Below are 23757 nucleotides of genomic sequence, written 5' to 3' on the forward strand. Positions count from 1 at the left end.
AATTGCGCTAATTTTTTTAGTAATCGAATTAAAAGCGTTGTGACTATGCTTGTAATTTTAACCAAAAGTTTTATTTATGCGAATCACAATATTAGTATTAGTTCTATTTTTTTCATGTCAAACAACCTTTGCGCAACAGATTGATACCGGTGAAAATCCGCCTTATGAATGGAATTGGACTAGAGATGGTATATGGACAGGAACAGCTATGGCAGCTAATGGTTTAGGATTATATTTTATAATTAATAAAGATGGCATTAGTGATGCTGAATTACAATCTATAGTCGCTGATGAAGATAATATAAGTGGTATAAACCGTTGGGCAGCAGGAAACTCATCAGAAACTGCTGGAAAAATAAGTGATATCCCATTTTATTTATCATTTGCCGCTCCCCTAGCTTTGTTTTTTGATGATGAAGTGAATGATAATAGTGGTTTGGTTTTAGGAATATTCCTAGAAACCATGGCCACTTCTGGCGCCATGTACACCATTACTGCCGGACTGGTTGACAAGAGCCGACCTTACGTATATGCAGAGGATTATGACTATGATAGACGTGTTGGTGCCAGTGGTCAACGATCATTTTTTTCTGGGCATACCTTGATGACGGCTACGGCTACTTTTTTTGTAGCTAAAGTCTATCAGGATTTTAACCCTGGCTCATCTAAAATCCCTTATTTTTATGCTGGTGCCGCACTATTGCCAGCTGCGGTTGGATTCTTAAGAATTCAAGCTGGTCAGCATTTTTTAACTGATGTTTTAATTGGTTATGGCCTTGGAGCACTATCAGGCTATTTTATTCCACATTTACATAAAAAACGCAAACATAAAATGTCCGTGCTTCCTGTAAATGGTATTGACTTTCAAGGTAAAGAGTACACAGGCTTATCCTTGCGATACCGGTTTTAAGTAGCCTAACATATCATATAAAAACCATAAAGCTCTTGAAAATCAAGAGCTTTTATTTTTGACTATACCTGTTTCTATACGTTAAATAAGAAGTGCATAACGTCACCATCTTTAACAATGTAGTTTTTGCCTTCAACACGCATTTTACCAGCTTCTTTTACTTTGGCTTCGCTACCGTATTGTACGTAATCATCATAGGCAATTACTTCGGCACGAATAAAGCCTTTTTCAAAATCGGTGTGGATAACGCCTGCGGCTTGAGGCGCAGTAGCACCTATATCAATCGTCCAAGCGCGGACTTCCTTCACACCTGCTGTGAAATAGGTTTGCTGATTCAATAATTTGTAAGCACCACGAATGAGTTTTGCCGAACCTGGTTCATCTAGTCCAATATCCGATAAAAACATCTGGCGCTCTTCGTAATCGTCTAATTCATTAATATCGGCTTCGGTACCAACAGCCAAGACTAATACTTCTGCTTGCTCGTCTTTTACAGCTTCGCGAACGGTTTCAACATAGGCATTACCTGAAACTGCCGAACCTTCATCTACATTACACACGTACATAACGGGTTTATCAGTAATGAACTGCGCTGGTTTTACAAAGTCTTTATCATCATCTTCTGAAAACTCTAAAGCACGTACTGATTGCCCTGCTTCTAAACCGGCTTTTATTTTTAATAAAACGGCTTCTTCTTTTTGAGCATCTTTATTACCAGTTTTGGCAGCGCGTTTTACTTTGTCTAACTTTTTTTCAACAGTTTCTAAATCTTTTAGCTGCAATTCCATATCAATGGTTTCCTTGTCGCGAATAGGATTTACGTTACCATCAACGTGTACAATATTGTCATTATCAAAACAGCGTAACACGTGCAAAATAGCGTCTGTCTCACGGATGTTTGCCAAAAACTGGTTACCTAACCCCTCACCTTTACTGGCTCCTTTTACCAAACCAGCAATATCTACAATTTCAACAGTTGCTGGAACAACACGCTCTGGATTGACCAATTCTTCTAGTTTTTGAAGCCTAGGATCTGGTACGTTTACCACACCAATATTGGGTTCAATGGTACAAAACGGAAAGTTGGCACTTTGTGCTTTGGCATTGCTTAAACAATTAAATAAGGTTGATTTCCCTACGTTTGGTAATCCTACTATTCCTGCTTTCATTTTTTTTAGATCATTAGATTCAAGTAGCAAGAACCAAGACAGTGGTTTTTGCAGGCTGCAAATATAATTATAGTTGGCGTTAGTGGAAACAAAAAGTTTAGTTTTCTGTGGGCTGGTTAAGACCGAAGACAGATGACGGGAGACGGGAGTGTGTTGATTTGGTTATTTGTTGAAGACTGATGATAGGAGGTTCCCGATGTTAAGGGTTGGGACAGTATAACAAGTTTGTGGCGGGCAATTGCTTATAGCTTATTCCAGTTTTAATTTCATTCCGTAATAGGCATTGATTAGATAAAGCACATTAATTAAAGGTCCTATCATCATTGCTTGTCTCCAATCAATAATTCCGATAAATGTCATTAAGAAAGTCAAAAATGTAATTCCTGAAAGTGCTATTGCAGTCCATTTTAGCCATTTTTTTAAATTAATGTCAGATGAGTATAGCTTTAGAAGTCCACCTAAAAAAATCAAATTTCCAAATACAAAAACAACAGTTGCCATTTGATTTGCCATTTGGGACATTTCAAAGGATGTATTTTCATATCCACCTAGCATTATTGGATAAGTAGATAGTAGAATCAGTTGTCCAACGGAAATTATCGTCCAGCTTATTTTCTTAAGATTAAAAGCAAAGTATAATGCACCAATTGCTATAAATGTCATAAAAAGAAATTCCACTTTCCAATGCATACCATATACATCCCAATTTTCATTCACGTAATTATGTCTTTCCATTGGGTTTAATGGTGCTTTGCTCGATAAATAAATATAAATTCCGATTGTTATATTTATTAATATGGAACCTGATGTCCAAAATAGTTTTCCAAGATTCATATTTTTATGTTTTGAATGACTGTAGGATGTTTTATTTAATTTCCATTTAGTTGTTTTTCATAATCAACCGCATTGTATGTTCCGATTGATTTTTGAACGAGTCCTTGGTCATTCATTGTCCATTCCTCAAATCCGCTGAAGTCAACTTTATTTCCAGTTCCATTCGGTCCAGTATTGGTTCCTTTAAATGTCCAATAGTATCTGAAACTGTCATTTTCTATTGTTAGACTGTCCATTGTCAAAACCATATCAGGAAATGCCTCCATATATGAGTTAGCCGTTTCTGCTAATTGTTTTCTTCCGACTGCTGGTGTTCCGTTATTCACAGTTAAAGTTCCGCCCTCTGCATAAAATGAAGCCATTTTTTCTGGCACTTTACTGTTCCAAGCATCAGTATATTTTTGTCCGAATTCAACCATTTTATCCAATTCCGACTTATCAGATTTACATCCTGTCATTATGATTAATATTATTAAAAATGTTACTAAAAATGTGCGATTATTTTTCATAAAATGCTGTTGTTCAAATTGGCTACAACGGTCTAGTATAAGAATAGTAGCGGATTTTCACGCACTAACTTTTCGGTTAAATACATACCTTTATTATATTTACTTACTTTCGTTTTAGCGATTAAACCGCTATTATTTTTATACATTGTTGTACACTGGCTTTTTTTCGTCAACTTGTTTTTCAGCGTTGGCAAAGACATACTCTTTTTCAATTTTTGGTTTAGCGTTGGCTGTAGCGAATTGTAAATGTGTATGGCTTTTGAGCGTTGGCTTTTTTAAACTGTTTATTGATTCACTCAATGATTTCATCACGTGCCACATTAACACTGGTGGTATCGCATTTCCGATTTGTCTATAAGCTTGAGTATCACTAACAGGGAAAATGAAATTATCAGGAAAAGACTGAATACGTGCTGCTTCTCTTGGTGTAAATCTTCGATAAAGTTCTTTTTCAGGATTAACTAATAAAACTGGGTCTCTTGAGTTTAAACTCGTTTTTGCTAAATGAGAAGTAATTGTCAAGCAAGGTTTATTCAAATCTTGATAAAGACCTCTTTTCATATTTTTTTTCGCATTTTTCATACCTTGAACCGCTCTTTCAGAAAAATAAAATTTTTCATCTGTAGGAATCAAAGAATCTATTACAGAGTTTAAAGCAACCCAATTATTCTCATTATGAGTCTCTTTTGGATAACTATATTCCGTATCTATATTATTTTTAATTCCGATTATAAAAACTCTCTCTCTCTTTTGAGGTATTCCAAAGTTTGATGCAAGTAATATTTTATGTTTTACTTTATATCCTGAACCTTTAAAGTCTTTAATAACTTTTTTTAAAATAGCTCCTTTTTGTAAAGTTGTTAATCCTTTAACATTTTCCAAAACAAAAAAATCAGGTTTTTTGACGTTAACAATTTCTACTAATTCTTTGTACAAATTAGCTCTTTCATCATTAGTGTCTTTAGTTGGGTTGACTGTACTAAAAGATTGACAAGGAAATCCACCAATTAAGATATCAAAGTCTGGTAATGATTCTTTTTCAACATTTTTGATGTTATCCAAGATAGCTGGATGTTTAAAATTCTCATTATATGTTTCTACTGCATATTTATCATTATCAATCGCATAAGTGATTTCAAATGGTAATTTATCGTATGATTTATCTAAAAATTTAAATCCACCAACTATCCCTAAATCAGAACCACCACATCCGCTGAAAAATGAAGCTACTTTTAATTTTCTCATAATTTAATATTGTTTATCTATTGATTTAGAAAAGAAATCCATCCTATACATAGTTGGTAAAACTCTTATTATACCTGATTCATTCTTTTCAAACGGATTATTTATCTTTCTAATAACTGTTTCGTTTGGTGTAAAATATACACGATAAATATTAAAAGCATCTCTATATTGCTTTGCTGCTACCCATTCTTTTCTCGTTAAATTAATTGTGTCTACCCAAGTTTTGTCACTCATAGACGGAACAGTAGTTCGCTTGGTTGATTTGACTTCTATAAAGCGAGCAAATTCAGGGTCTTCAATATTTTCGTTTGCTTCTACAGAGGAAATATCATAACCAATTCCTCTTTGTTTACCAAGCATAATTACTTTATTAGTTAATCTTGGGTTATATGCATTAACTCTTTCTTTTTCTATTTGATAAACAAATTCTTCACCTGCATCACCTAATATTGTATGGTCAACACCTTTCTTTGGTTTGGGTTTTATTGGAATATCTTCTTTTTGTTGAAGAGCTTCTACTGAAGTTGTTAGTAAATTATAGTCAGATATATTTACGCTACCGAAATACTTTGACCAATCTTGATACATTCTTTTCTTCTCTGCACTATTTGATAAATCATATTTGTAAATATCAAAGTTTAGAGGTTCATCAACTGTTTTAATAAATAATTCAATAGCAACGTGTTCATAAGAATTAAGTAATACATTTTCACCTTCTACTCTTATTAAATTAGATAGTTCAAGTAGATTTATTTGCTCTCTTAAATGTTGCCTGTGTCTTGTCCCACGTTCGACCTTTTTAACTATTCCCTTTTTTCTTCTTTCTATTATGGTATTTAAAACATCTTCCGTATTTACTTCTCCTTGTAAGACGTCTTTTGAATTCAATACATAATATTCTATTTCATCATTTGTGATTATAATAGATTTAATTTTAGCCTTTTTTAAAAGAGAAAGTATAAAATGAAATGGTTTGAGTTTTATTTGATTATCAATTCTTTCTTGAATTGTTTGAATCTTTTGAGTTCCATTTGGAAATTGAAAATTCAAACAGAGATTTTTAAAGAAAGCTGGCTGGTCATTATCTTCAACTAATTTAGCACAAGATTCAGATTCATAAACTGTATCTTCTTTCATATAAAAAAGACCAAATAATTTACCTGCAATTTCAGTTATGTGATTCCTAATTGTTTTTTGGTAATTATTTGATAAATCGATGAAATCTGATTCATAAAATATATTAGATAAATAATCATTGAAGCTATTATCAAAATTAGTTTTGTCAGTTGGACAAACATCATTAATAAAGTTCGCATAAGCTGGTAATAGATTGTCTAAATCCTTTTGAGCTTTTCCTCTAATTATCGTACATCTATATTGGTTTTCTGGATTGTACATTTATAAATAGCTTATTAGTTTTTTTGCCAATTCTTTTGCTAATAATGGTGGGACTGCATTACCAATTTGTTTTAATTGACTAGTCTTTCCCTTACGAAAAATAAAATCATCGTGAAATGACTGTAATCTAGCACTTTCCCTTGCAGTAGGTACACGATTAAACTCATAATGAAAATGATGGTTATGACCTGTATCAATTGTAAAACTTGGTTTTTGACTATTGAGTCTTGTCCAAGCAATATTTACTTTTCTTGTTGTATGTAATTCTTTGGGTAAGTTTTTATAATTACCACCATCAGGAACCATTGCAATTATTTCTATTGTTTTTTCTTTATGTTCTGTGATTTGATGGTTAAAAACAACTTTATTACCGTTTCGCATTTGTTTCTGATATGAGCTTTCATATTTACTTAAATATGGTGACCCATCAGGTAATGTATGTTCGGTTAAATCAGATATTGCTTCTTTTGATGTAATTTTTTTATTTGGTGTTGTTGGAATCGGGAATTCAAATTCTACATTGTCTTTTAGTCCAACAAAAAATGCTCTTTTTCTATTTTGAGGCACTCCATAATCAGATGCTAATAGAATTTGATGTGAAACTTTATATCCTAATTTTTCAAAATCTTTGATTATTTGTTTTTTGATAGCTCCTTTTCCCATAGACATAATGTTAGGAACATTTTCCATTAGAAAGGCTTTTGGTTGAAAATATTCAACGAAATTTACAAAGGTTTTATAAAGTTGGTTTCTCTCATCTTCTATGATTCTTTTTCCTGCAATAGAAAAACCTTGACAAGGCGGACCTCCAATAATCACGTCAACTTTACCAATATTTTCATTTTTTGAAATATTCTTTGGATTAATTGCGAGTAAATCAGCAACAATTCCTTTAGAGCCTTTATGATTAAAGTTGAATGTTTCAATTGCATCTTCCCATTTGTCTATACCAAGTGATATTTCATATCCTGCATCAATAAATCCTTGTGATAATCCACCACAACCACAAAAAAGGTCTATTACAGTATTTTTTTTACTCATTTTCAAATTTTAATTTTCCTTGTTTGATATTGGTATTTCTTAAGTAGTTGGCTGTATCTTCTGCTACACTAAAAATTGATTCAGAGCATTTATATTTAAAAGCTTCTCGTGCAAATTTGTCAGCAAAAAATAAGTCTGTTACATTTTGCATATCGAGGTTGAATAATTTCGATAATGATTCGAGTTTTGTCTTACTGAATTTTTGCGTTCCATTCTCAATTCGACTAATTGCACTCGAATTAATTCCAATTTTCGCTCCAAATTCAGTTTGAGTCCACTCTCTTTTTTCCCTTTCGGTTTTTATGAAATGTCCAAAACTTGCCATTTTTTTGATTTTATCAATATTAGGTTTGACCTATTTTTAGCAAATATATATTTAATTTGCGATTTTTATATCAAGTCTCTAAATATTTTTTGGGTGAGCGTTGGGAAAAGGCAAGTTCTTTTTATTTTGTGAGGCACGAGCAAAATGAAATGTACTTGACTGTGCGGTTGGCTTTTCAGAGCTTGTGTACAACAAATGAATATAATCATTGATTATATCCAACCTATAGCACTAATATATCAAATTAAATGATAAGCTTGAGATATAAAAAACCACTAACTCTAGGTATTCGTGGTTTTTGTTTTGGTTGGGTTTTACCCAAAAACCAGCTTAATCTTTAATGCCTGAAAGGTAGCTATTGTTGGCACTTGTTTTTAATTTATTTTTAGCAATCAATATTCCTGTAAATATAAGCATACCAATACTGGACAATAAATGTACTTTTTTAAAATCTACACCCAATTCAGGGAAAAACAGCAATGCTATTCCTGCATTAATTGATAAGTGAAATAAGATTGCAACTAGAACGCTTCCTTTAGAATTAATTACCAACCAAGTGATTATTATTGATAAACAGATTAGCATTAGAAAATAAGCTGTTACAGTTAAAAAAGAAATTGATTCTCCACTAACTAACGTGCCAAATGGCGCCCACCAAAGTGGAATATGCCAAATAAACCATATAACTCCAATTATGATTGCGCTTTTTAAGTTAGAATGTTTTTTTTGTAATTCAGGTAATAAGAAACCCCTCCACCCTAGTTCTTCGCCTAAAGGTCCAGCATAAAAACCAGCCCATAATACACTGGGAATTGAAAGAAAAGCTGCTTTGTCAAAACTCCCAATGTCTCCAATAAATATGCTATATAATCCAATTGCAATAATGACAAAAATTATAGGTAATAGTATTATGTATAAATAGTTTTTAAAGGGAATATTCCAAATAAACACTTTCTTAAGTAAATTCAATACACCTTTAAGTCCATCAAAAAGTAGTGTCGTTACAATTGCGCTAATTGTAGGTCCATATAAACCCGTAAAAAAGAATATTAAAAATTTTCCGATTGATTCTTGATTGATTCCGTTGGTAAAATAATTTAGACCTAAAACCCAAAAAGTCCAAGACCAAATAAAGGTCATTAATAAAAATATATACGTCTTTTTATTATTCATATTTTTCTTAAATAAGTGCCAACATGTTTGTATTTGAGCTATGGCGTGTTTAAGCACCTAATTTAGCAAATATAAACCGAATAGAAAATCCGCTAGGGCTTTGGTAAATAGGCTAGAAACTAGCATTAAATTTTATCCGGTGTTTTGCTTTCATTATTTTTAATGAAGACTGATAACTCTTGTAACGGTCCAGTTATCATCTGTTTTTTTCCAAACTAGAATAAACCTGCTTGCTTTTGATTTAATTTCTGGTGTTTTTTTATCATTGAAAGTATGATACCCTATTTCGATAGCTCCGTAATCTTTTATAGGGTACACCTCTATACTACCTTTTATGAGTGTTCTGGTTGTTTTGTAGCAAATGTTATTTTTAAGGGCTAACAACAGTTTTTCTTTTGAGGTAGACAGGCCGCCTTTATCATGAAAGAATTCTATATCTTCTGAATATAGTGCAGCTTGCGTCTCCATATCGCAGGAATTGTAAGCATCAAATAGTTTTTTATCTAATGACACAATGGTTTCATACAATTCTTGGTCTGCCGGCTCATAGGTTCTTCCTAAAATATCTTGATATGTTTCTTGCGAATAGACTAAAGATGTTTGTAGTAGCACCATGAAAATCATAATGACTTTTATTTTTTGACAATTCATATCATTTTTAAATTTAGATTATTGGTTTTTTATCCTTGCAGATTAATTATTTGACTCTAGTTTAGTTGCAGACTGATGCTAGTAACTTTGCTTGGTTCTTAATTCAGTTCTTTGTTGTGCTTTCGTTATTTTTTTATTTAAGTTCTAATACAATTGCATCAATAAGTTCAGAAATCATTTTCTCTATATCTTTATATGTTATGATTATATAATTTCTCAAATCACAATTTAATTTAATAACGGACTTAAATTCATTATTCCGTGAGAGCTCTTCAAAATTAATTGGTTGATATAAATTTTCAGAAGTTAATCTTAAGTGCTTATTAATTTGAGGTATAATTTGTTCATATTGAAATTTCTCATCTCTTACTTGTTCTATATACCTTATGTATTCATATCGTGTAGAATATAAATTTGTGATTTTTATTCGTAGGCTGTCATTTTTTATAATATTGATTCCAAGGGATTCTAAATTTTTGTAGGCTGACGTATTGTTAACAAAGACAGTGTTTCCTTTTATCCATGTGTAATATAGATTTAAAGTATCATGATAAACGCCATTATTTAAACTATTAAGAACAATTTGGTTGGCTTTTAATAGTTTTTCATTTTTATTAATATCCCACTTTAATCCTTCTAAATCCGATTCTAAATTCGATTTCATTTCAATTAAAAGAGATGTTTCCTTACGTATAAGGTTTTTATCGTTATTCTAATTATTGATTCCTAATGCGATTAGTATTCCTATTACTACAAGAATAATTTCTCCTAAAGCGTATTTAAGATACTTTCCGGTTTTGTTTTGTTCCATAAGGTTGTAACGTATATGTCTAAAAAACTTAATCATATTTCACACATTTTAATTTTGTACTTTCCGCAAGCGGCTATCTCCACCATCCCCATTTTCATAAGGACTCTACTAGACCTTTGATTTTGCTTTGCAAAATTTTGTTGCGATAATCTAAAGAATTTTATCATTGTTGGTATTTTACTATTCTTTATCAATCTCGTTTTCAATTACTGCAAGCATATTTATTATTCTATCTCTTAATGTTTGCGATTGGAGATTGGTTATTTGATTAAATGTTATTACCTGTCCAATTATACCTTCTAATTCAACATCATTCAGGACTTTTAAAAAGTCTAAATCTTTTTTGGTTGGTTTTATGGTGAACTTGTGATTGTATTTTTTGTCTAGTGCTTCAGTAGGCGTATATCCATCCTTCCAGAGTGCATTATTAAGATTTCTTGAAACACCAAGCCTCATATAACAGGGAATAATTATTTCGGTGCGAAATTTTTTATATTCTAGTTCTAGCTCTTGAACTTGATAGACTTCGGAAGACCAATTTGATAAAATACTAGTTAACTCTTGATTTTGTATAAGACGTAATTTTTCTGAACCTACAATATCATTTTTAATAGGGTCAAATGTTGGGTCTCTCATTATTAACGAAAGCGATTTGTAAAGTTCACCTTCATTAATTGATTCTGGATGATCAATTTGATTGAGTAAATTGTTACAAGCCTCTAATCCTTGATTACGCATTAGAATTTTCTCTTCTAGTTGCACGAGATTGCTTTGATATTCACTTTTTAATTGTTTTAAAATTAATTGTTCCTGCTTTAAATCTTTTTGTTTTTCATTCCAATTATTAATACTCAAAGCAATCAAAATTCCTATTACAACAAGGATGATTTCGCCAATGGCATAAAGTAAATATTTACTTGCTCGATTTTCTTTAATCATATTTTGCCTAATTTTTCTAAAGAATTTTATCATGCCTATGATTTTAGATTATTATCAATTAAATCTAGTAAACGTTTTATTTCTTCAGTAGTAGTATCTAAAAGTTCATTTTGACCATCCATATTTGCAATCATAATAAAAAGATGCGCATAAACTTGTGTATCACTATGTATATTAGTCTCTGAAATATCAGGTAAATGAGAATCGTGTTTCATCAATTCTTTTACAAATTGTCTGCTGGTTAGTTTAGGCATAATGTAATCTACAAATTGCCGCGTTTGCTCTTTAATACGCTCTTGGGTACTATTCTCAAAATCTCTTTTATAGTATAGTGAAAGGTTTTTTCTTAACTCCATATTAGTAATAAGGTCAATATTTTCTGAAGCTATCATATTTTCAAAAGCAATATTGTTAGGTTCAAAAACATTAAATTCAGCTATTACATACATATAATCAGTAATTACAGGTATATATTTTTCAGGGTTTGAAGACTGTTCTAACACTACATAGGTTGTGTCTATGTAAGAAGCTTTATCAGCATTAAATTCTTTTACTTCTTTTATGCTTTCTAAATCATTGTTTAAGCTAATTCTAATTTGTTTTAAATAGACCTGCTCTTTGGATTTTAATAATCGCTTGGTATTCCAGTCATTTACCTGAAGTGCTAAAAGAATACCAATCATAACTAAAATGATTTCGCCAATGGCATATTTTAGATATTTACCTGCCCGCCCGACCGAGTCATTCGGGCTGGTTTTACCTTCTGACAGTAAATTTTGTCTAATCTTTCTAAAGAATTTTATCATGGGTTGGTTGGTGCTTTGATTATTTTATTTCTAATTCTTTTTTTATTGCTGACTTTATGCCAAATAAAATAGTTCTAATTTGTTCTAATCGAGATATGAATTGTTCGTATTTGTTTTTTTCTAAATGAAAAGCCAAAAGAAAATCTTGATTGTTTAGTATATCATCGACAATTAAGGTTTCAGCAAGGGTTTTTGTTCCATCTGCAAGATAAATAGGTTTGATTCCTATAAATTTATAGTACAACTCATCTATTTTGGGTTTGGTCTCATAGTATAACTCATTGGCAAATAATACCACATTAGGTAAATCACCTGTGTAGGTATTATTGATTTGTGATCTTAAGGCATCATTACTAATTAAATCCAAACCACTAGACTTAAGAGCTTCAAAAGGACCATTTCCATAACGAAAATGAACATCTTGTTGTATCTTGTTGAAAAATTTAAAGAAAAGGGAATCTTCGATTGCTTTGTTACCAAGAATATAAGCCTCAAGACTATCAATACCGCTTTTCTTTTTCTTTAGTCTTGGGTCTAGATATTTTTCATATTCACTTAAATCGTTGTTTATTGAATTTACTAGCTCTTTTAAAATTAATGTTTGTTTGTCATTGGCTTTTTGATCTTCGTTCCAGTTATTTATTTGCAAGGCTATCAGAATACCAATAACTACAAGAATAATTTCGCCAATGGCATAAAGAAGATATTTACTTGCTCGACTTTCTTTAATCATATTTAGCCTAATTTTTCTAAAGAATTTTATCATATTAACAGTGATTGTCAGGTCGAGCGGAGTCGAGACCTATTTTGTTATTTAAATTTAGAATGTGTTTCATTTCGGCATTGTGCTAATAATTGTAATAAATCGTACTCTTTATTTGCTAAAGCCAATTTCTTTTTTGCGCTCCATTTTTTAATTTTCTTTTCAAAAAAGATAGCATGCTCAACATCATTGAACTCCTGATTGAAAATGAGCTTTAAAGGCCTCCTTTTATATGTAAAACATGTTTTGTTTAAGCCCTTGTTATGTTCTTCCATTCGTCTTGATAAATTATTGGTGACTCCTGTGTATGTTAACCCATCAGAACAAAGCAATAAATAAACATAGTATAAGTTCATTGTATAGTTTTTTTATTGAGGTCTCGACTCCGCTCGACCTGACATTCCTCGACTCCGCTCGACCTGACATTCCTCGACTCCGCTCGACCTGACAGTTTTTGTGTTTCTAAAGAATTTTATCATGGGTTGGTTAGTCTTACGTTATTGACATTTTTTGGCTTGTAACAATTTTAAAGGTTCTTGCATTTCGATCTTTAAATTAGCTAAATGCTGTTTTTGCCTAACAAGCATGCCTACAAAAAAAACCAGATTGTCTTGAAACTTTAAAAATAACGGGTTATTAGGTTCGTTGTTCCAGTTGTTTTTTGGAAATAGGTCTAAATGTTCTTTGTCAAGCACATTATTCAGATAATCTAAATCTTGAAAGCCAAAATTAGTTACTGAATCAAAATCTCCCATTCTGCTAATAATTTCATTCCTGTTCTCTTGCAGCAAGTTTAAAATATTGTTTAAAAATGTACTGTGCTGAATCAATCTGTTTTTAAGTTCTAAATCTGTTAACAGCTTTAGCTGGCCAGAGGATGTAATCTCTTCAAAGGCAATATTGCTAGGCACAAAAACGTCTTGTCTCAAGGCCAATACAAATTTGTTCAGTATATCACTTCTTTTATTGGGTATGGTATTTAAATCTAAAATCAGCTCTTTACATAGCTTAATTTTGTGCGTTGTGAGTTCTGCAGTTTCATCAATTAATTTTTCATTGAGTTCAAAATCGTCTAAAATTCTACAGTAGTAGTCTGCTTCTGTTATCCTGTTTTTTCGGTTTTCATTCCAATTGTTTATTTGTAAGGCTATTAAAATACCGATAACTACTAGAATGATTTCACCAATGGCATATTTTAGATACTTACCGGTTTTACCTTCTGATAGTAACTGTTGGCGGATTTTACGAAAGAATTTTATCATATTAACATTGATTGTCAGGTCGAGCGGAGTCGAGACCTATTTTGTTATTTAAATTTAGAATGTGTTTCATTTCGGCATTGTGCTAATAATTGTAATAAATCGTACTCTTTATTTGCTAAAGCCAATTTCTTTTTTGCGCTCCATTTTTTAATTTTCTTTTCAAAAAAGATAGCTTGCTCAACATCTTTGAACTCCTGATTAAAAATGAGCTTTAAAGGCCTCCTTTTGTATGTAAAACATGTTTTGTTTAAGCCCTTGTCGTGTTCTTCCATTCGTCTTGATAAATTATTAATGACTCCTGTGCATGTTAACCCATCAGAACAAATCAATAAATAAACATAGTATAAGTTCATTGTATAGTTTTTTTATTGAGGTCTCGACTCCGCTCGACCTGACATTCCTCGACTCCGCTCGACCTGACAGTTTTTGTGTTTCTAAATATTTTTATCATAGATTGGTTAGTTATCTGTTGATGGTGTGGATTTGTTTATTTGCTCGTAATGAGTTTGTTGTCTAATTTAGAGAAAATATTTTATTAAATCCTCTAAACAAAAAAACCCAAGCTATTTGCTTGGGTCATTGTTAATTATTCATTCTTACTTATTCATTAAGAATCTGGATGCATAAAGCGTTGTTTACCTAATAAGGTTTCTTCGCTTTCTACATGGTCGTCGTCTGGTACACAACAGTCTACTGGACACACAGCAGCACATTGTGGTTCTTCGTGAAAGCCTTTACACTCCGTGCATTTATCTGGGACAATGTAGTAAATCTCATCGCTTATAGGCTCTTGGGCTTCATCAGCATCTACAGCTTTACCATCTGGCAATACCACACTACCTGTAAGGCTCGTACCATCTTTATAACGCCAGTCATCAGCTCCTTCATAAATAGCTGTGTTTGGGCATTCTGGTTCACATGCGCCACAGTTAATACATTCGTCTGTTATTATAATTGCCATAGTAATTTTTCGTTTAAGTTTCCGTACTTTTGCGTCTGCAAAAATAAAGCCAAAACCATTCATAACCAAATGAACTATGGATTTAGAAAAAAGAATTGATGCCTTTGTAAAATTAGGTGAATTTTTGAGTCAGTTTAGTACGCTTGAATTCACAAAAATAGATACTGTTTTACACAACAATCTTTTTTTTGATGGCTTTAAACACCAAATAAAACTGGCCGAAGAGCATAACGGTTGGTTTAATACAGATAATATTGTTTACGCCTTTAATAATTGGTCTAATGCGTTGACTAAAAACAATTTAAGCCAGTGGTTATCAAAGTATAACTTTAATACTCTGGAACCAAAAACAGTTGCCATTATTATGGCGGGAAATATTCCATTGGTAGGTTTTCACGATTTTTTATCAGTTTTAATTTCTGGGCATCAGGTTTTGGTGAAGCAATCGTCTAACGACAAGCAGCTCCTTCCCTATTTAGCCAAATATTTGGAATATGTGGAACCAGAATTTAAAGGTAGTATACGTTTTACTGAAGACAAGCTGTCTAATTTTGATGCAGTTATAGCTACAGGAAGCGATAATACAGCACGTTATTTTGAATATTACTTTAAAAATAAGCCTTCCATTATTCGTAAAAACAGGAATTCGGTTGCGGTATTAACTGGTAAGGAAACTGCTGAAGATTTTGAAAACCTCTCTGAAGATATCTTTAGATATTATGGTTTGGGTTGCCGAAACGTATCAAAACTATTTGTACCAAAGGACTATGATTTTGAAGGTTTCTTTAAGGGTATGTATAAATGGCGCCCAATTATAGAACAAACTAAATACGCTAACAATTATGATTATAATAAAGCCGTGTATTTAATGAGTGAGTTTGATATGCTAGAAAATGGCTTTTTAATGATTAAGGAAGATACTAGCTATGCCTCGCCTATTGCCACGGTTTTTTATGAATATTATGAAGACTACACGTCTCTTCAAATAAAATTAGATTACGACGAGGATTCTATCCAATGCATTGTTGCCAACGGATTTAGACCAAATGAAGAAGTACCTTTTGGAAAAACGCAACAGCCTGAACTATGGGACTATGCTGATAATGTAGATACCATTGCATTTTTGTTAAAAATATAGTTGATAAATTATCAATTTATTAACGCCTAATTTATTAGAATTTAGCACCTTTGCATTCAAAGAAATGCGCTTTATTTCTTACTTGGAATAAGCCAAAGTTTAATTAAATACTATTCCGAATTTCCGGAAACTTAAATATGAAAAGACATAATTTTAGTGCAGGCCCATGCATATTACCAAAAGAAGTGATGCTAAAAGCTTCTGAAGCTATTTTAGATTTTGATAACGGACTTTCCCTTATAGAAATATCACACAGAAGTAAACCTTTTGTTGATGTTATGGAGAATGCACGAGCACTAGTATTGGAATTATTAGGTTTGGAAGGGAAAGGCTACAAAGCCCTCTTTTTACAAGGTGGTGCTAGTACCCAATTTTTAATGGTGGCTTTAAACCTATTGGAAAAGCGTGCGGGCTATTTAAATACAGGGACTTGGAGTGATAAAGCCATAAAAGAAGCACGTATTTATGATGATATCTATGAAGTAGCGTCTTCTAAAGAAGCTAACTATAATTATATCCCAAAGGGTTATGACATTCCTACAGACTACGATTATTTCCATTGCACATCAAACAACACTATTTTTGGGACGCAAATGAAGCGTTTTCCAGAGTGCGAAATTCCGATGGTTTGTGATATGAGTAGTGATATTTTCTCACGTCAGTTAGATTTCACACAATTTGATTTAATTTATGCTGGTGCTCAAAAAAATATGGGTCCTGCAGGCACCACTTTGGTTGTTGTGAAAGAAGACATATTAGGAAAAGTATCGCGTAAAATACCATCTATGATGGATTATAAGGTACATATTAGTAAAAGCAGTATGTTTAATACACCTCCTGTTTTTGCTGTTTACGTATCCATGTTGACTTTGGAATGGCTAAAAAATTTAGGTGGTATTGAAACCATTGAGAAAGAGAACAATAAAAAAGCGCAATTAATCTATTCTGAAATTGACTTAAATCCGTTATTTAAAGGATTTGCTACCAAAGAAGATCGGTCAATTATGAATGCAACCTTTACTCTAGCCAATGAGGATTTAAAGGAAACCTTTGAAACCATGCTAAAAGAAGAAGGCATTAATGGTTTAAATGGACACCGCAGTGTTGGTGGCTATAGAGCATCTATGTATAATGCCCTGCCTTTAGAAAGTGTGGGTGTTTTGGTAGATGTTATGAGCGAATTAGAACGAAAAGCTTAACAAAGGTAAGCGGTTTACAGTGCCAGTCACAGTAAACAGTTGGGTAGGCTTAAAAAAATAACTATTGTAAAACTTAAAATTCAAAGTGTTATAACTATTGAATTTTGAAATTTAAATTTTGAAACAACACATGAAAGTATTAGCAAACGACGGCATTTCAAATAGTGGAATAGAAGCATTACAAGCTGGCGGGTTTGAAGTATTGACAACAACGGTTGCCCAAGAACAATTGGTGAAATTTATTAATGAGAATAAAATTTCGGTATTATTAGTACGAAGTGCAACGCAAGTTCGAAAAGATATTATTGATAATTGTGAATCCTTAAAAATCATTGGTCGTGGTGGTGTTGGTATGGATAATATTGATGTAGAATATGCACGCAGTAAAGGTATTCATGTAATCAATACACCTGCTGCTTCCTCACAATCGGTTGCTGAATTGGTGTTTGCCCATTTATTTGGTGGTGTTCGTTATCTCTATGATTCAAACAGAAATATGCCTTTAGATGGTGATACACAGTTTAAATCGTTAAAGAAAAACTATGCCAAAGGTGTTGAATTGCGTGGCAAGACGTTAGGAATTATTGGTTTTGGACGTATTGGTCGTGAAGTGGCAAAAATTGCTCTTGGTATTGGTATGAAAGTTATAGCCAGCGATAAATTTGTTGGTAAAGCTGATATTAAAGTGGAATTCTATAATGGTCAGTTTATTAATGTGGAAATTGAAACAGAACCAATGAAAGACATTATTAAACATTCTGATTTTATTACACTCCACGTACCTGCTCAAGAAGATTATGTTATTGGAGAAAAACATTTTGAAATGATGAAAGATGGTGTTGGGATTATTAATGCTGCACGTGGTGGTGTTATAGATGAAGTAGCCTTGATAAAAGCTATAGAATCAGGAAAAGTTTCTTTTGCAGGTTTAGATACCTTTGAAGAAGAACCAAAACCAGCTATTCAAGTTTTAATGAATGGCAGAATTTCGTTAACGCCACATATTGGTGCTGCAACCAATGAAGCACAAGATAGAATTGGAACAGAATTGGCATCACAAATCATTAGTTTATTAAAAGTTCAAGAAGCGTAATCGTTCAGAAGCCAAAAAAATTAGAAGTTAGTGACTTTTATCATTAACTTGTGTCTAATTGAATGGCTATCAAATTGTAGCATAATAACTTAAAAACAACTTAACATGTCAGGAATTTTAGATTTATTAAATAGTGATTTAGGACAAACAGTAATTAGTGGTGTTTCGCGTCAAACCAATCAACCAACAAATAAAACAGCAGATGTACTAACCATGGCGTTGCCTGTACTAATGGCAGCCATGAAACGTAATGCATCTACTCCTCAAGGTGCCGAAGGGTTAATGAGTGCTTTAAATAGCAAACATGATGGCAGTATTTTAGACAATTTAGGAGGATTGTTTAGTGGTGGTGTTGATGATGCGGTAATGACTGATGGCGATAAAATTCTAGGACATGTTTTAGGCTCTAAAAAACAAGGTGTTGAAAAAATTATTGGTGAAAAATCTGGTATGGATACCAATGCTGTCGCTGATATTTTAAAAGTTGCTGCACCAATTCTAATGGGAGTTTTAGGAAAGCAAACCAGGCAAAATAATGTAAGCTCTTCAAATGATTTAAGTGGCTTGCTTGGTGGTCTATTAGGAGGTAATGATGCTCACGAAGAGCAAAGTTTTTTAGAAAAAATATTAGACGCTGATGGTGATGGTAGTATTGTTGATGATGTTGCTGGTATGGTATTAGGAAGTGCCAAGAAAAAAGGTGGATTAGGTGGATTGCTTGGAGGCCTTTTTGGAAAGTAACATTCATTGATAAAATATATTGTAAAAGCCAAACTTATTTCGTTTGGCTTTTTTGTTAAAAAGTATTTTGAAACAAAAAATGAGTTAAAAATTTTGTAACTTTAGTAAAAGTTGTTTTATGAAACATCTCATTTATATCATACTGTTAATTGTTGTTATTACTAGTTGTAAAACTAGTAAGGGTGTAGTCTCGTCTAATGATGCCAACAACGATGTTACAGAAAAAAAGGATACTATACGTATTGTTAATGATGAAATCGAATATGAAGTAATTATATTTGAAGTTGGGTTCAATGCATGGATGGCCAGAAGAGCCCGACCAAAAGAGTTTTATTCATTAACTTATTTAGAGGCAAGAAATTTAGAATATGTAACCGAATGGAATAGACGCGCAACGTCTGGTAATTTCAATTCAAATCTCTATGAAATGCAAATCAACTATTTACACGGTATTGATTACGGACTTGATGTAAATTATATCTTATATCACTACTTTGTTTTTTTTGAAGAAAAGTATAATCAAAACTTAACAGTTCACAATCCTAGATTTTAGATTATCTTTGCATGCAAAATTGATTAATGGAGACATTTAAAAAGCAGTGGCAAATAACCAAAAATTGGCAGCTTGTATTTCCCTTACTTGGAATAATAATCCTTGTTTATAGTGCTTTTAAAATAGCTAATGCTATTGCTACAGATTGGCACTTTGGATTCCTAATAGCATTTACTATAATTTGTTATTTCATTTTATTAAAAATCACGCTCTTTTTATTTAAAAAACTGGAAAACAAGTGGGTAGTAAAGCAGCGATGGGAAATGATAAGTATATTTATTGTCTTTGCTTTTACGGGTACGTCGTCATTATATGTTGGCAGACCCATTATTAAGTTACTTGGAATAACTAAAGAAAACTTAAACCCCATTGTTTATTGGATATTATTCATTATTATTGGGCTCATTTTCTATCAAATACTGTTAGTGTTTTTTGGATGGGTATTTGGTCAGTTTAAATTTTTCTGGGAATTTGAAAAGAAGATGTTGCGTAGATTTGGTTTTAAAAGGTTTATCGATTAATGTTAAAGGATAAAAATCATATTATAGTTTTATTATCACTTATTTTAGTGGTTTGCCTGTTAATTCCTTCAGGTGTAAAATTAGCACACGTTTTTGAAAACCATAAACATGAGGTTTGTACCAACAAATCTACTGTTCACTTTCACTCACTTGATTTAGATTGTGAATTTTACAAGTTTAAAATTTCAAATCAATTACTACATACTTTTAAGAATATTGAATTAATAAACATTACGAATAATCATGGTATTATTGAATCTCAATACCAGTTTATTAGTCAATATCAACAGTTACAATTTAGCCTTCGTGGTCCTCCAGTTAATAGTTAATATCTAATTCAATTACATATTTAACTATTAAACATATTACATGAAAAACATTTTATTTTTATGTGTTTTGTCTTTAGCTAGTTTTGGTTATGGACAGAGCACCATACAAGGTATCGTAACCGATGCTGAAACAGGAAACAATTTATCTTACGTAAATATTTATTTACCACATTTGGAAAAAGGCACAACTACTAATGCGTCTGGAGAATTTGAATTACAAAACATTCCTCCAGGGTCTCATACACTAGTATGTTCTTTTATTGGTTATGAAACCAAGTCAATTAATTTAAAACTGCCTTTAACAGAAAATTTATCTATTTCATTAATCCCTTCTGCTATTGAAATGGAAGCCGTTATCATTTCAACACCATTTCACAAACTACAAAGTGATAATGTGATGAAAGTAGAACGAAAAACAGTCAGTGAGCTACGAGCCTCTGGTTCTGTAACTCTAGCCGATGGTATAACTAATATTGCTGGTGTAGAATCGGTAAGTACAGGTTTAAGTATAAACAAACCAGTAATACGAGGTTTGAGTTCTAATCGTGTTTTGGTTTATACACAAGGTGTACGTTTGGAAAACCAGCAATTTGGTAGTGAGCATGGTTTGGGATTAAGTGATGCAGGTGTTGAAAGTGTTGAAGTAATAAAAGGGCCTGCTTCTTTGCTTTATGGTAGTGATGCGCTTGGTGGCGTACTCTATATCAATCCCGAGCGTTTTGCGAATGCCAATGAGCAATCTGGTGACATCAATTTAAATTACTTTTCAAATACTGAAGGTTATAATACCAGTCTAGGATATAAATCATCTGGTGAAAACTTCAAATTTCTTTTTAGAGGGTCTTTAGCAGCGCATTCTGATTACGAAACAAGCGATTACAGAGTTACCAATACACGCTTTAAAGAGCAAGATTTTAAAGCTGGAATGGGTTATCAATCAACTAAATTCAAGACAGAATTTAGGTATAACGTTAATCACAGTAAATTAGGAATCCCAGAGGAAATAGGTATGCAAACTACCGATAAAAACCCACTACTACCCTATCAGGATATCACCAATCATGTATTTAGTTCAAAGTCAAAACTGTTTTTTAACAATTCAAAACTGGAGATTAATTTAGGATACATTTATAATGCTAGACAAGAATTTGAAGATGAACATCACCATGAAGAACACCATGATGATGAGGAGGATCATGAAGAAGATCATGATGAACATGTAGCTGAAGAGCCTGCGCTTAACATGAAACTTAAAACAGCTAATTATGATATTAAATATCACTTACCAAAAACCGGTAGGTTTGAAACTATAGTTGGCGTACAAGGTATGCACCAAACCAATACAAACTATGGAGAAGAAGAATTGATACCAAATGCAACAACTAATGATTTGGGTGTCTTTGCGATGTCTCACATTCATTTTGAAAATTTTGACCTACAATTGGGTGCGAGATATGACAACCGATGGCTGAATATTGAAAATTCTGAAAGCCTTACTTATAATAGTTTTAATGGTGCATTAGGTTTTAAAACCAATTTATTTGAAAAAATTACTTTTAGATTAAATGTAGCCTCTGGGTTCAGAGCTCCAAATTTAGCCGAACTTACTTCGGATGGTATTCATCATGGAACCAATCGTTATGAAATTGGAAATAGCAACTTGACTTATGAGCAAAACTTACAAACCGATTTAGCGCTTGAATACAAGAGTGAACATGTTGAGTTGTTTGCTAATGGTTTTTATAATTTGGTGAATGATTATATTTACTTGGAACCGGATGGTACTTTAATAGATGGTGAACCCGTTTTTAATTATGTGCAAAATGACGCATATTTATATGGCGGCGAAATAGGTTTCCATTTTCATCCTCACCCACTGGACTGGTTGCATTTTGAAAGTAGTTTTGAATCGGTAACTGGTAAGCTTAATTCTGGGTCTTATTTACCTTTAATACCTGCAAATAGTATTAATAACACCATACGCGTTGAATTTGACACCAAAAGTATGAAAAGTGGTTATGCATTTGTGAAGCTACAATCCACTTTCAGTCAAAACAATGTAAGTAACTTTGAAACACCTACAAGCAGCTATAACTTGTTGAGTGCTGGTATTGGAAGCACCATACAACTCTTTAAAAAAGATTTATTTATTTCAATAACGGGAACGAACTTGACTGATAAAAACTACATTAGCCATCTATCAAGATTAAAACCTGATGGTATTTTTAATATGGGTAGAAACTTTAGTGTTGGACTAACCTATAATTTATAATAATGATGAAGCTGTCTGAAAGATTTAATTTTTCAGACAGCTTTTTATTAATCGTTTATTTCAACAGTGATTACTTCTTTTTTCTTTTCTTCTTTGCTGAATACATAAGTGTATAGCCACATAATTGTAAACGTTGGAATAATATCAAGACCAGGTATGATTTCTTCAATAAATGAAATAGCACCTGCAGCCTTACCACTATTGCCTTTATACATCTTTGTCATTAAATAGGCTGATAATGGTGCCCAAATAATATCGACAAATGTCACAATGCCAATGGCATCAAATAAAATACTCAAGGCTAGTTTTTTGTTTTTACTTAAATTTTCTAGTTTCATAATTGTGATTTTATATAAAAAATAGCAATAAGCATACCATAATTAAATTATGACAGTTTCTCACTAATTAGCTTTAAAAACTCATTTCGTGTTTCAATTTTTTCAAACTGACCTCTAAAACCAGATGTGGTGGTAACTGAATTTTGTTTTTGAACACCACGCATCATCATACACATATGAGATGCTTCAATGACAACTGCTACACCTTGAGGTTTTAAGGTATCGTTTATACAGTCTAAAATTTGTTCAGTTAATCGTTCTTGTACTTGCAGTCGTCTTGCAAACACATCTACAATTCTAGGTATTTTACTTAACCCTACTATATGACCATTTGGTATGTAAGCAATATGAGCTTTTCCAAAAAATGGTAAAATATGGTGCTCACATAATGAATACAGCTCAATATCTTTTACAATGACCATTTCATTGTATGATTCCTTGAACATAGCACTTTTTAAAATTTCAGCTGCATCTTGATGATAACCCTGTGTGAGAAACTGCATGGCTTTTGAAGCACGTTCTGGCGTTTTGAGAAGACCATCTCTATTTGTGTCCTCACCTAAATCTTCAATGATTTTTTTATAACGGTCTTTAACATCATCAGTTACTTGCATATTATATTCTTCAAACTGTCTATAAGGCATAATTTGGTTTTTTATAAATGTAATAAAAATTTCAAAGTATTTTTTTAATAAAACCTTACCAAAATCTTAACACAATTATTCTGTTTTTAACGTTTAGTTAGGACTTTTAAAAGACAAACGGAATTAGATTTG

Annotated in this window: 29 protein-coding genes; 9 read left to right on the forward strand and 20 right to left on the reverse strand. The window is 32.2% G+C overall.

Annotated elements, in window-relative coordinates:
- The first annotated feature begins 76 nt into the window (after positions 1–76).
- Positions 77–910 (forward strand): phosphatase PAP2 family protein, encoded by an 834-nt coding sequence (locus C1S72_RS01000; protein WP_104733819.1) that lies wholly within the window; start codon positions 77–79, stop codon positions 908–910.
- Positions 911–984: 74 nt separating this feature from the next.
- Here C1S72_RS01000 and ychF read toward each other — a convergent pair whose 3' ends face one another.
- From ychF to C1S72_RS01085, 18 genes are all read right to left on the reverse strand, one after another.
- Positions 985–2079, reverse strand: a complete 1095-nt coding sequence (gene ychF, locus C1S72_RS01005) for a redox-regulated ATPase YchF (protein ID WP_104735740.1) — start codon at positions 2077–2079, stop codon at positions 985–987.
- 249 nt (positions 2080–2328) lie between these two features.
- Positions 2329–2913 (reverse strand): hypothetical protein, encoded by a 585-nt coding sequence (locus C1S72_RS01010; protein ID WP_162919893.1) that lies wholly within the window; start codon positions 2911–2913, stop codon positions 2329–2331.
- 35 nt (positions 2914–2948) lie between these two features.
- Positions 2949–3422, reverse strand: a complete 474-nt coding sequence (locus C1S72_RS01015; protein ID WP_230401552.1) for an ester cyclase — start codon at positions 3420–3422, stop codon at positions 2949–2951.
- Positions 3423–3560: 138 nt separating this feature from the next.
- Positions 3561–4667 carry a DNA cytosine methyltransferase gene (locus C1S72_RS01020; protein ID WP_104733821.1) on the reverse strand — a complete coding sequence of 369 codons (1107 nt, stop codon included), beginning with the start codon at positions 4665–4667 and terminating at the stop codon, positions 3561–3563.
- A gap of 3 nt (positions 4668–4670) precedes the next feature.
- Positions 4671–6065, reverse strand: coding sequence for a protein NO VEIN domain-containing protein (locus tag C1S72_RS01025; RefSeq protein WP_104733822.1), 1395 nt, complete (start codon positions 6063–6065; stop codon positions 4671–4673).
- Positions 6066–7106 (reverse strand): DNA cytosine methyltransferase, encoded by a 1041-nt coding sequence (locus C1S72_RS01030; RefSeq protein WP_104733823.1) that lies wholly within the window; start codon positions 7104–7106, stop codon positions 6066–6068.
- Positions 7099–7431, reverse strand: coding sequence for a helix-turn-helix domain-containing protein (locus C1S72_RS01035; RefSeq protein WP_104733824.1), 333 nt, complete (start codon positions 7429–7431; stop codon positions 7099–7101). The genes C1S72_RS01030 and C1S72_RS01035 overlap by 8 nt, the downstream gene beginning before the upstream one ends.
- A gap of 330 nt (positions 7432–7761) precedes the next feature.
- Positions 7762–8604, reverse strand: a complete 843-nt coding sequence (locus C1S72_RS01040) for a CPBP family intramembrane glutamic endopeptidase (protein WP_104733825.1) — start codon at positions 8602–8604, stop codon at positions 7762–7764.
- Between the two features lie 159 nt (positions 8605–8763).
- On the reverse strand, positions 8764–9255 hold the full coding sequence (locus tag C1S72_RS01045; RefSeq protein ID WP_230401553.1) for a nuclear transport factor 2 family protein: 492 nt from the start codon (positions 9253–9255) through the stop codon (positions 8764–8766).
- A gap of 133 nt (positions 9256–9388) precedes the next feature.
- Positions 9389–9919 (reverse strand): hypothetical protein, encoded by a 531-nt coding sequence (locus C1S72_RS01050; protein ID WP_104733827.1) that lies wholly within the window; start codon positions 9917–9919, stop codon positions 9389–9391.
- Positions 9920–9967: 48 nt separating this feature from the next.
- Positions 9968–10102, reverse strand: a complete 135-nt coding sequence (locus C1S72_RS14555; protein WP_262496515.1) for a hypothetical protein — start codon at positions 10100–10102, stop codon at positions 9968–9970.
- Between the two features lie 144 nt (positions 10103–10246).
- Positions 10247–11005 (reverse strand): DUF6090 family protein, encoded by a 759-nt coding sequence (locus C1S72_RS01055; protein ID WP_104733828.1) that lies wholly within the window; start codon positions 11003–11005, stop codon positions 10247–10249.
- A 35-nt stretch (positions 11006–11040) separates the two neighbouring features.
- Positions 11041–11811 carry a DUF6090 family protein gene (locus tag C1S72_RS01060; RefSeq protein WP_104733829.1) on the reverse strand — a complete coding sequence of 257 codons (771 nt, stop codon included), beginning with the start codon at positions 11809–11811 and terminating at the stop codon, positions 11041–11043.
- A 19-nt stretch (positions 11812–11830) separates the two neighbouring features.
- On the reverse strand, positions 11831–12544 hold the full coding sequence (locus C1S72_RS01065; RefSeq protein ID WP_162919879.1) for a DUF6090 family protein: 714 nt from the start codon (positions 12542–12544) through the stop codon (positions 11831–11833).
- 77 nt (positions 12545–12621) lie between these two features.
- On the reverse strand, positions 12622–12930 hold the full coding sequence (locus C1S72_RS01070) for a GIY-YIG nuclease family protein (RefSeq protein ID WP_104733831.1): 309 nt from the start codon (positions 12928–12930) through the stop codon (positions 12622–12624).
- Between the two features lie 141 nt (positions 12931–13071).
- Complete coding sequence (locus C1S72_RS01075) at positions 13072–13836, reverse strand: DUF6090 family protein (RefSeq protein WP_104733832.1); 765 nt, start codon at positions 13834–13836, stop codon at positions 13072–13074.
- Between the two features lie 44 nt (positions 13837–13880).
- On the reverse strand, positions 13881–14189 hold the full coding sequence (locus tag C1S72_RS01080) for a GIY-YIG nuclease family protein (protein ID WP_104733833.1): 309 nt from the start codon (positions 14187–14189) through the stop codon (positions 13881–13883).
- A gap of 254 nt (positions 14190–14443) precedes the next feature.
- Positions 14444–14797, reverse strand: a complete 354-nt coding sequence (locus C1S72_RS01085; protein WP_104735742.1) for a 4Fe-4S dicluster domain-containing protein — start codon at positions 14795–14797, stop codon at positions 14444–14446.
- A 76-nt stretch (positions 14798–14873) separates the two neighbouring features.
- On the opposite strand from C1S72_RS01085, the gene C1S72_RS01090 reads away from it, so the two are divergent.
- From C1S72_RS01090 to C1S72_RS01125, 8 genes are all read left to right on the forward strand, one after another.
- The gene (locus tag C1S72_RS01090) at positions 14874–15935 is read left to right on the forward strand and encodes an acyl-CoA reductase (RefSeq protein ID WP_104733834.1); all 1062 of its coding nucleotides are present in this window, start codon (positions 14874–14876) and stop codon (positions 15933–15935) included.
- Between the two features lie 137 nt (positions 15936–16072).
- Positions 16073–17134 carry a 3-phosphoserine/phosphohydroxythreonine transaminase gene (serC, locus tag C1S72_RS01095; protein ID WP_104733835.1) on the forward strand — a complete coding sequence of 354 codons (1062 nt, stop codon included), beginning with the start codon at positions 16073–16075 and terminating at the stop codon, positions 17132–17134.
- Between the two features lie 130 nt (positions 17135–17264).
- On the forward strand, positions 17265–18227 hold the full coding sequence (locus C1S72_RS01100; protein ID WP_104733836.1) for a D-2-hydroxyacid dehydrogenase: 963 nt from the start codon (positions 17265–17267) through the stop codon (positions 18225–18227).
- Positions 18228–18332: 105 nt separating this feature from the next.
- On the forward strand, positions 18333–18968 hold the full coding sequence (locus tag C1S72_RS01105) for a DUF937 domain-containing protein (protein WP_104733837.1): 636 nt from the start codon (positions 18333–18335) through the stop codon (positions 18966–18968).
- Between the two features lie 118 nt (positions 18969–19086).
- Positions 19087–19521 carry a DUF6146 family protein gene (locus C1S72_RS01110; RefSeq protein ID WP_104733838.1) on the forward strand — a complete coding sequence of 145 codons (435 nt, stop codon included), beginning with the start codon at positions 19087–19089 and terminating at the stop codon, positions 19519–19521.
- Between the two features lie 26 nt (positions 19522–19547).
- Positions 19548–20042 (forward strand): DUF6787 family protein, encoded by a 495-nt coding sequence (locus C1S72_RS01115; protein WP_104733839.1) that lies wholly within the window; start codon positions 19548–19550, stop codon positions 20040–20042.
- Positions 20042–20371, forward strand: coding sequence for a hypothetical protein (locus C1S72_RS01120; RefSeq protein WP_104733840.1), 330 nt, complete (start codon positions 20042–20044; stop codon positions 20369–20371). The genes C1S72_RS01115 and C1S72_RS01120 overlap by 1 nt, the downstream gene beginning before the upstream one ends.
- Before the next feature lie 40 nt (positions 20372–20411).
- Positions 20412–22643 (forward strand): TonB-dependent receptor, encoded by a 2232-nt coding sequence (locus C1S72_RS01125; RefSeq protein ID WP_104733841.1) that lies wholly within the window; start codon positions 20412–20414, stop codon positions 22641–22643.
- Positions 22644–22690: 47 nt separating this feature from the next.
- Here the strand turns inward: C1S72_RS01125 and C1S72_RS01130 are convergent, their stop codons facing one another.
- Together C1S72_RS01130 and folE are read right to left on the reverse strand one after the other, a co-directional pair.
- On the reverse strand, positions 22691–22981 hold the full coding sequence (locus C1S72_RS01130; protein ID WP_104733842.1) for a hypothetical protein: 291 nt from the start codon (positions 22979–22981) through the stop codon (positions 22691–22693).
- A gap of 47 nt (positions 22982–23028) precedes the next feature.
- Positions 23029–23625: a GTP cyclohydrolase I FolE gene (gene folE, locus C1S72_RS01135; protein ID WP_104733843.1), complete on the reverse strand. Its 597-nt coding sequence runs from the start codon at positions 23623–23625 to the stop codon at positions 23029–23031.
- Positions 23626–23757: the final 132 nt, after the last annotated feature.

The sequence above is a fragment of the Hanstruepera ponticola genome (genome assembly GCF_002940745.1).
In the GTDB taxonomy this organism is placed as follows: Bacteria; Bacteroidota; Bacteroidia; order Flavobacteriales; family Flavobacteriaceae; genus Hanstruepera; species Hanstruepera ponticola.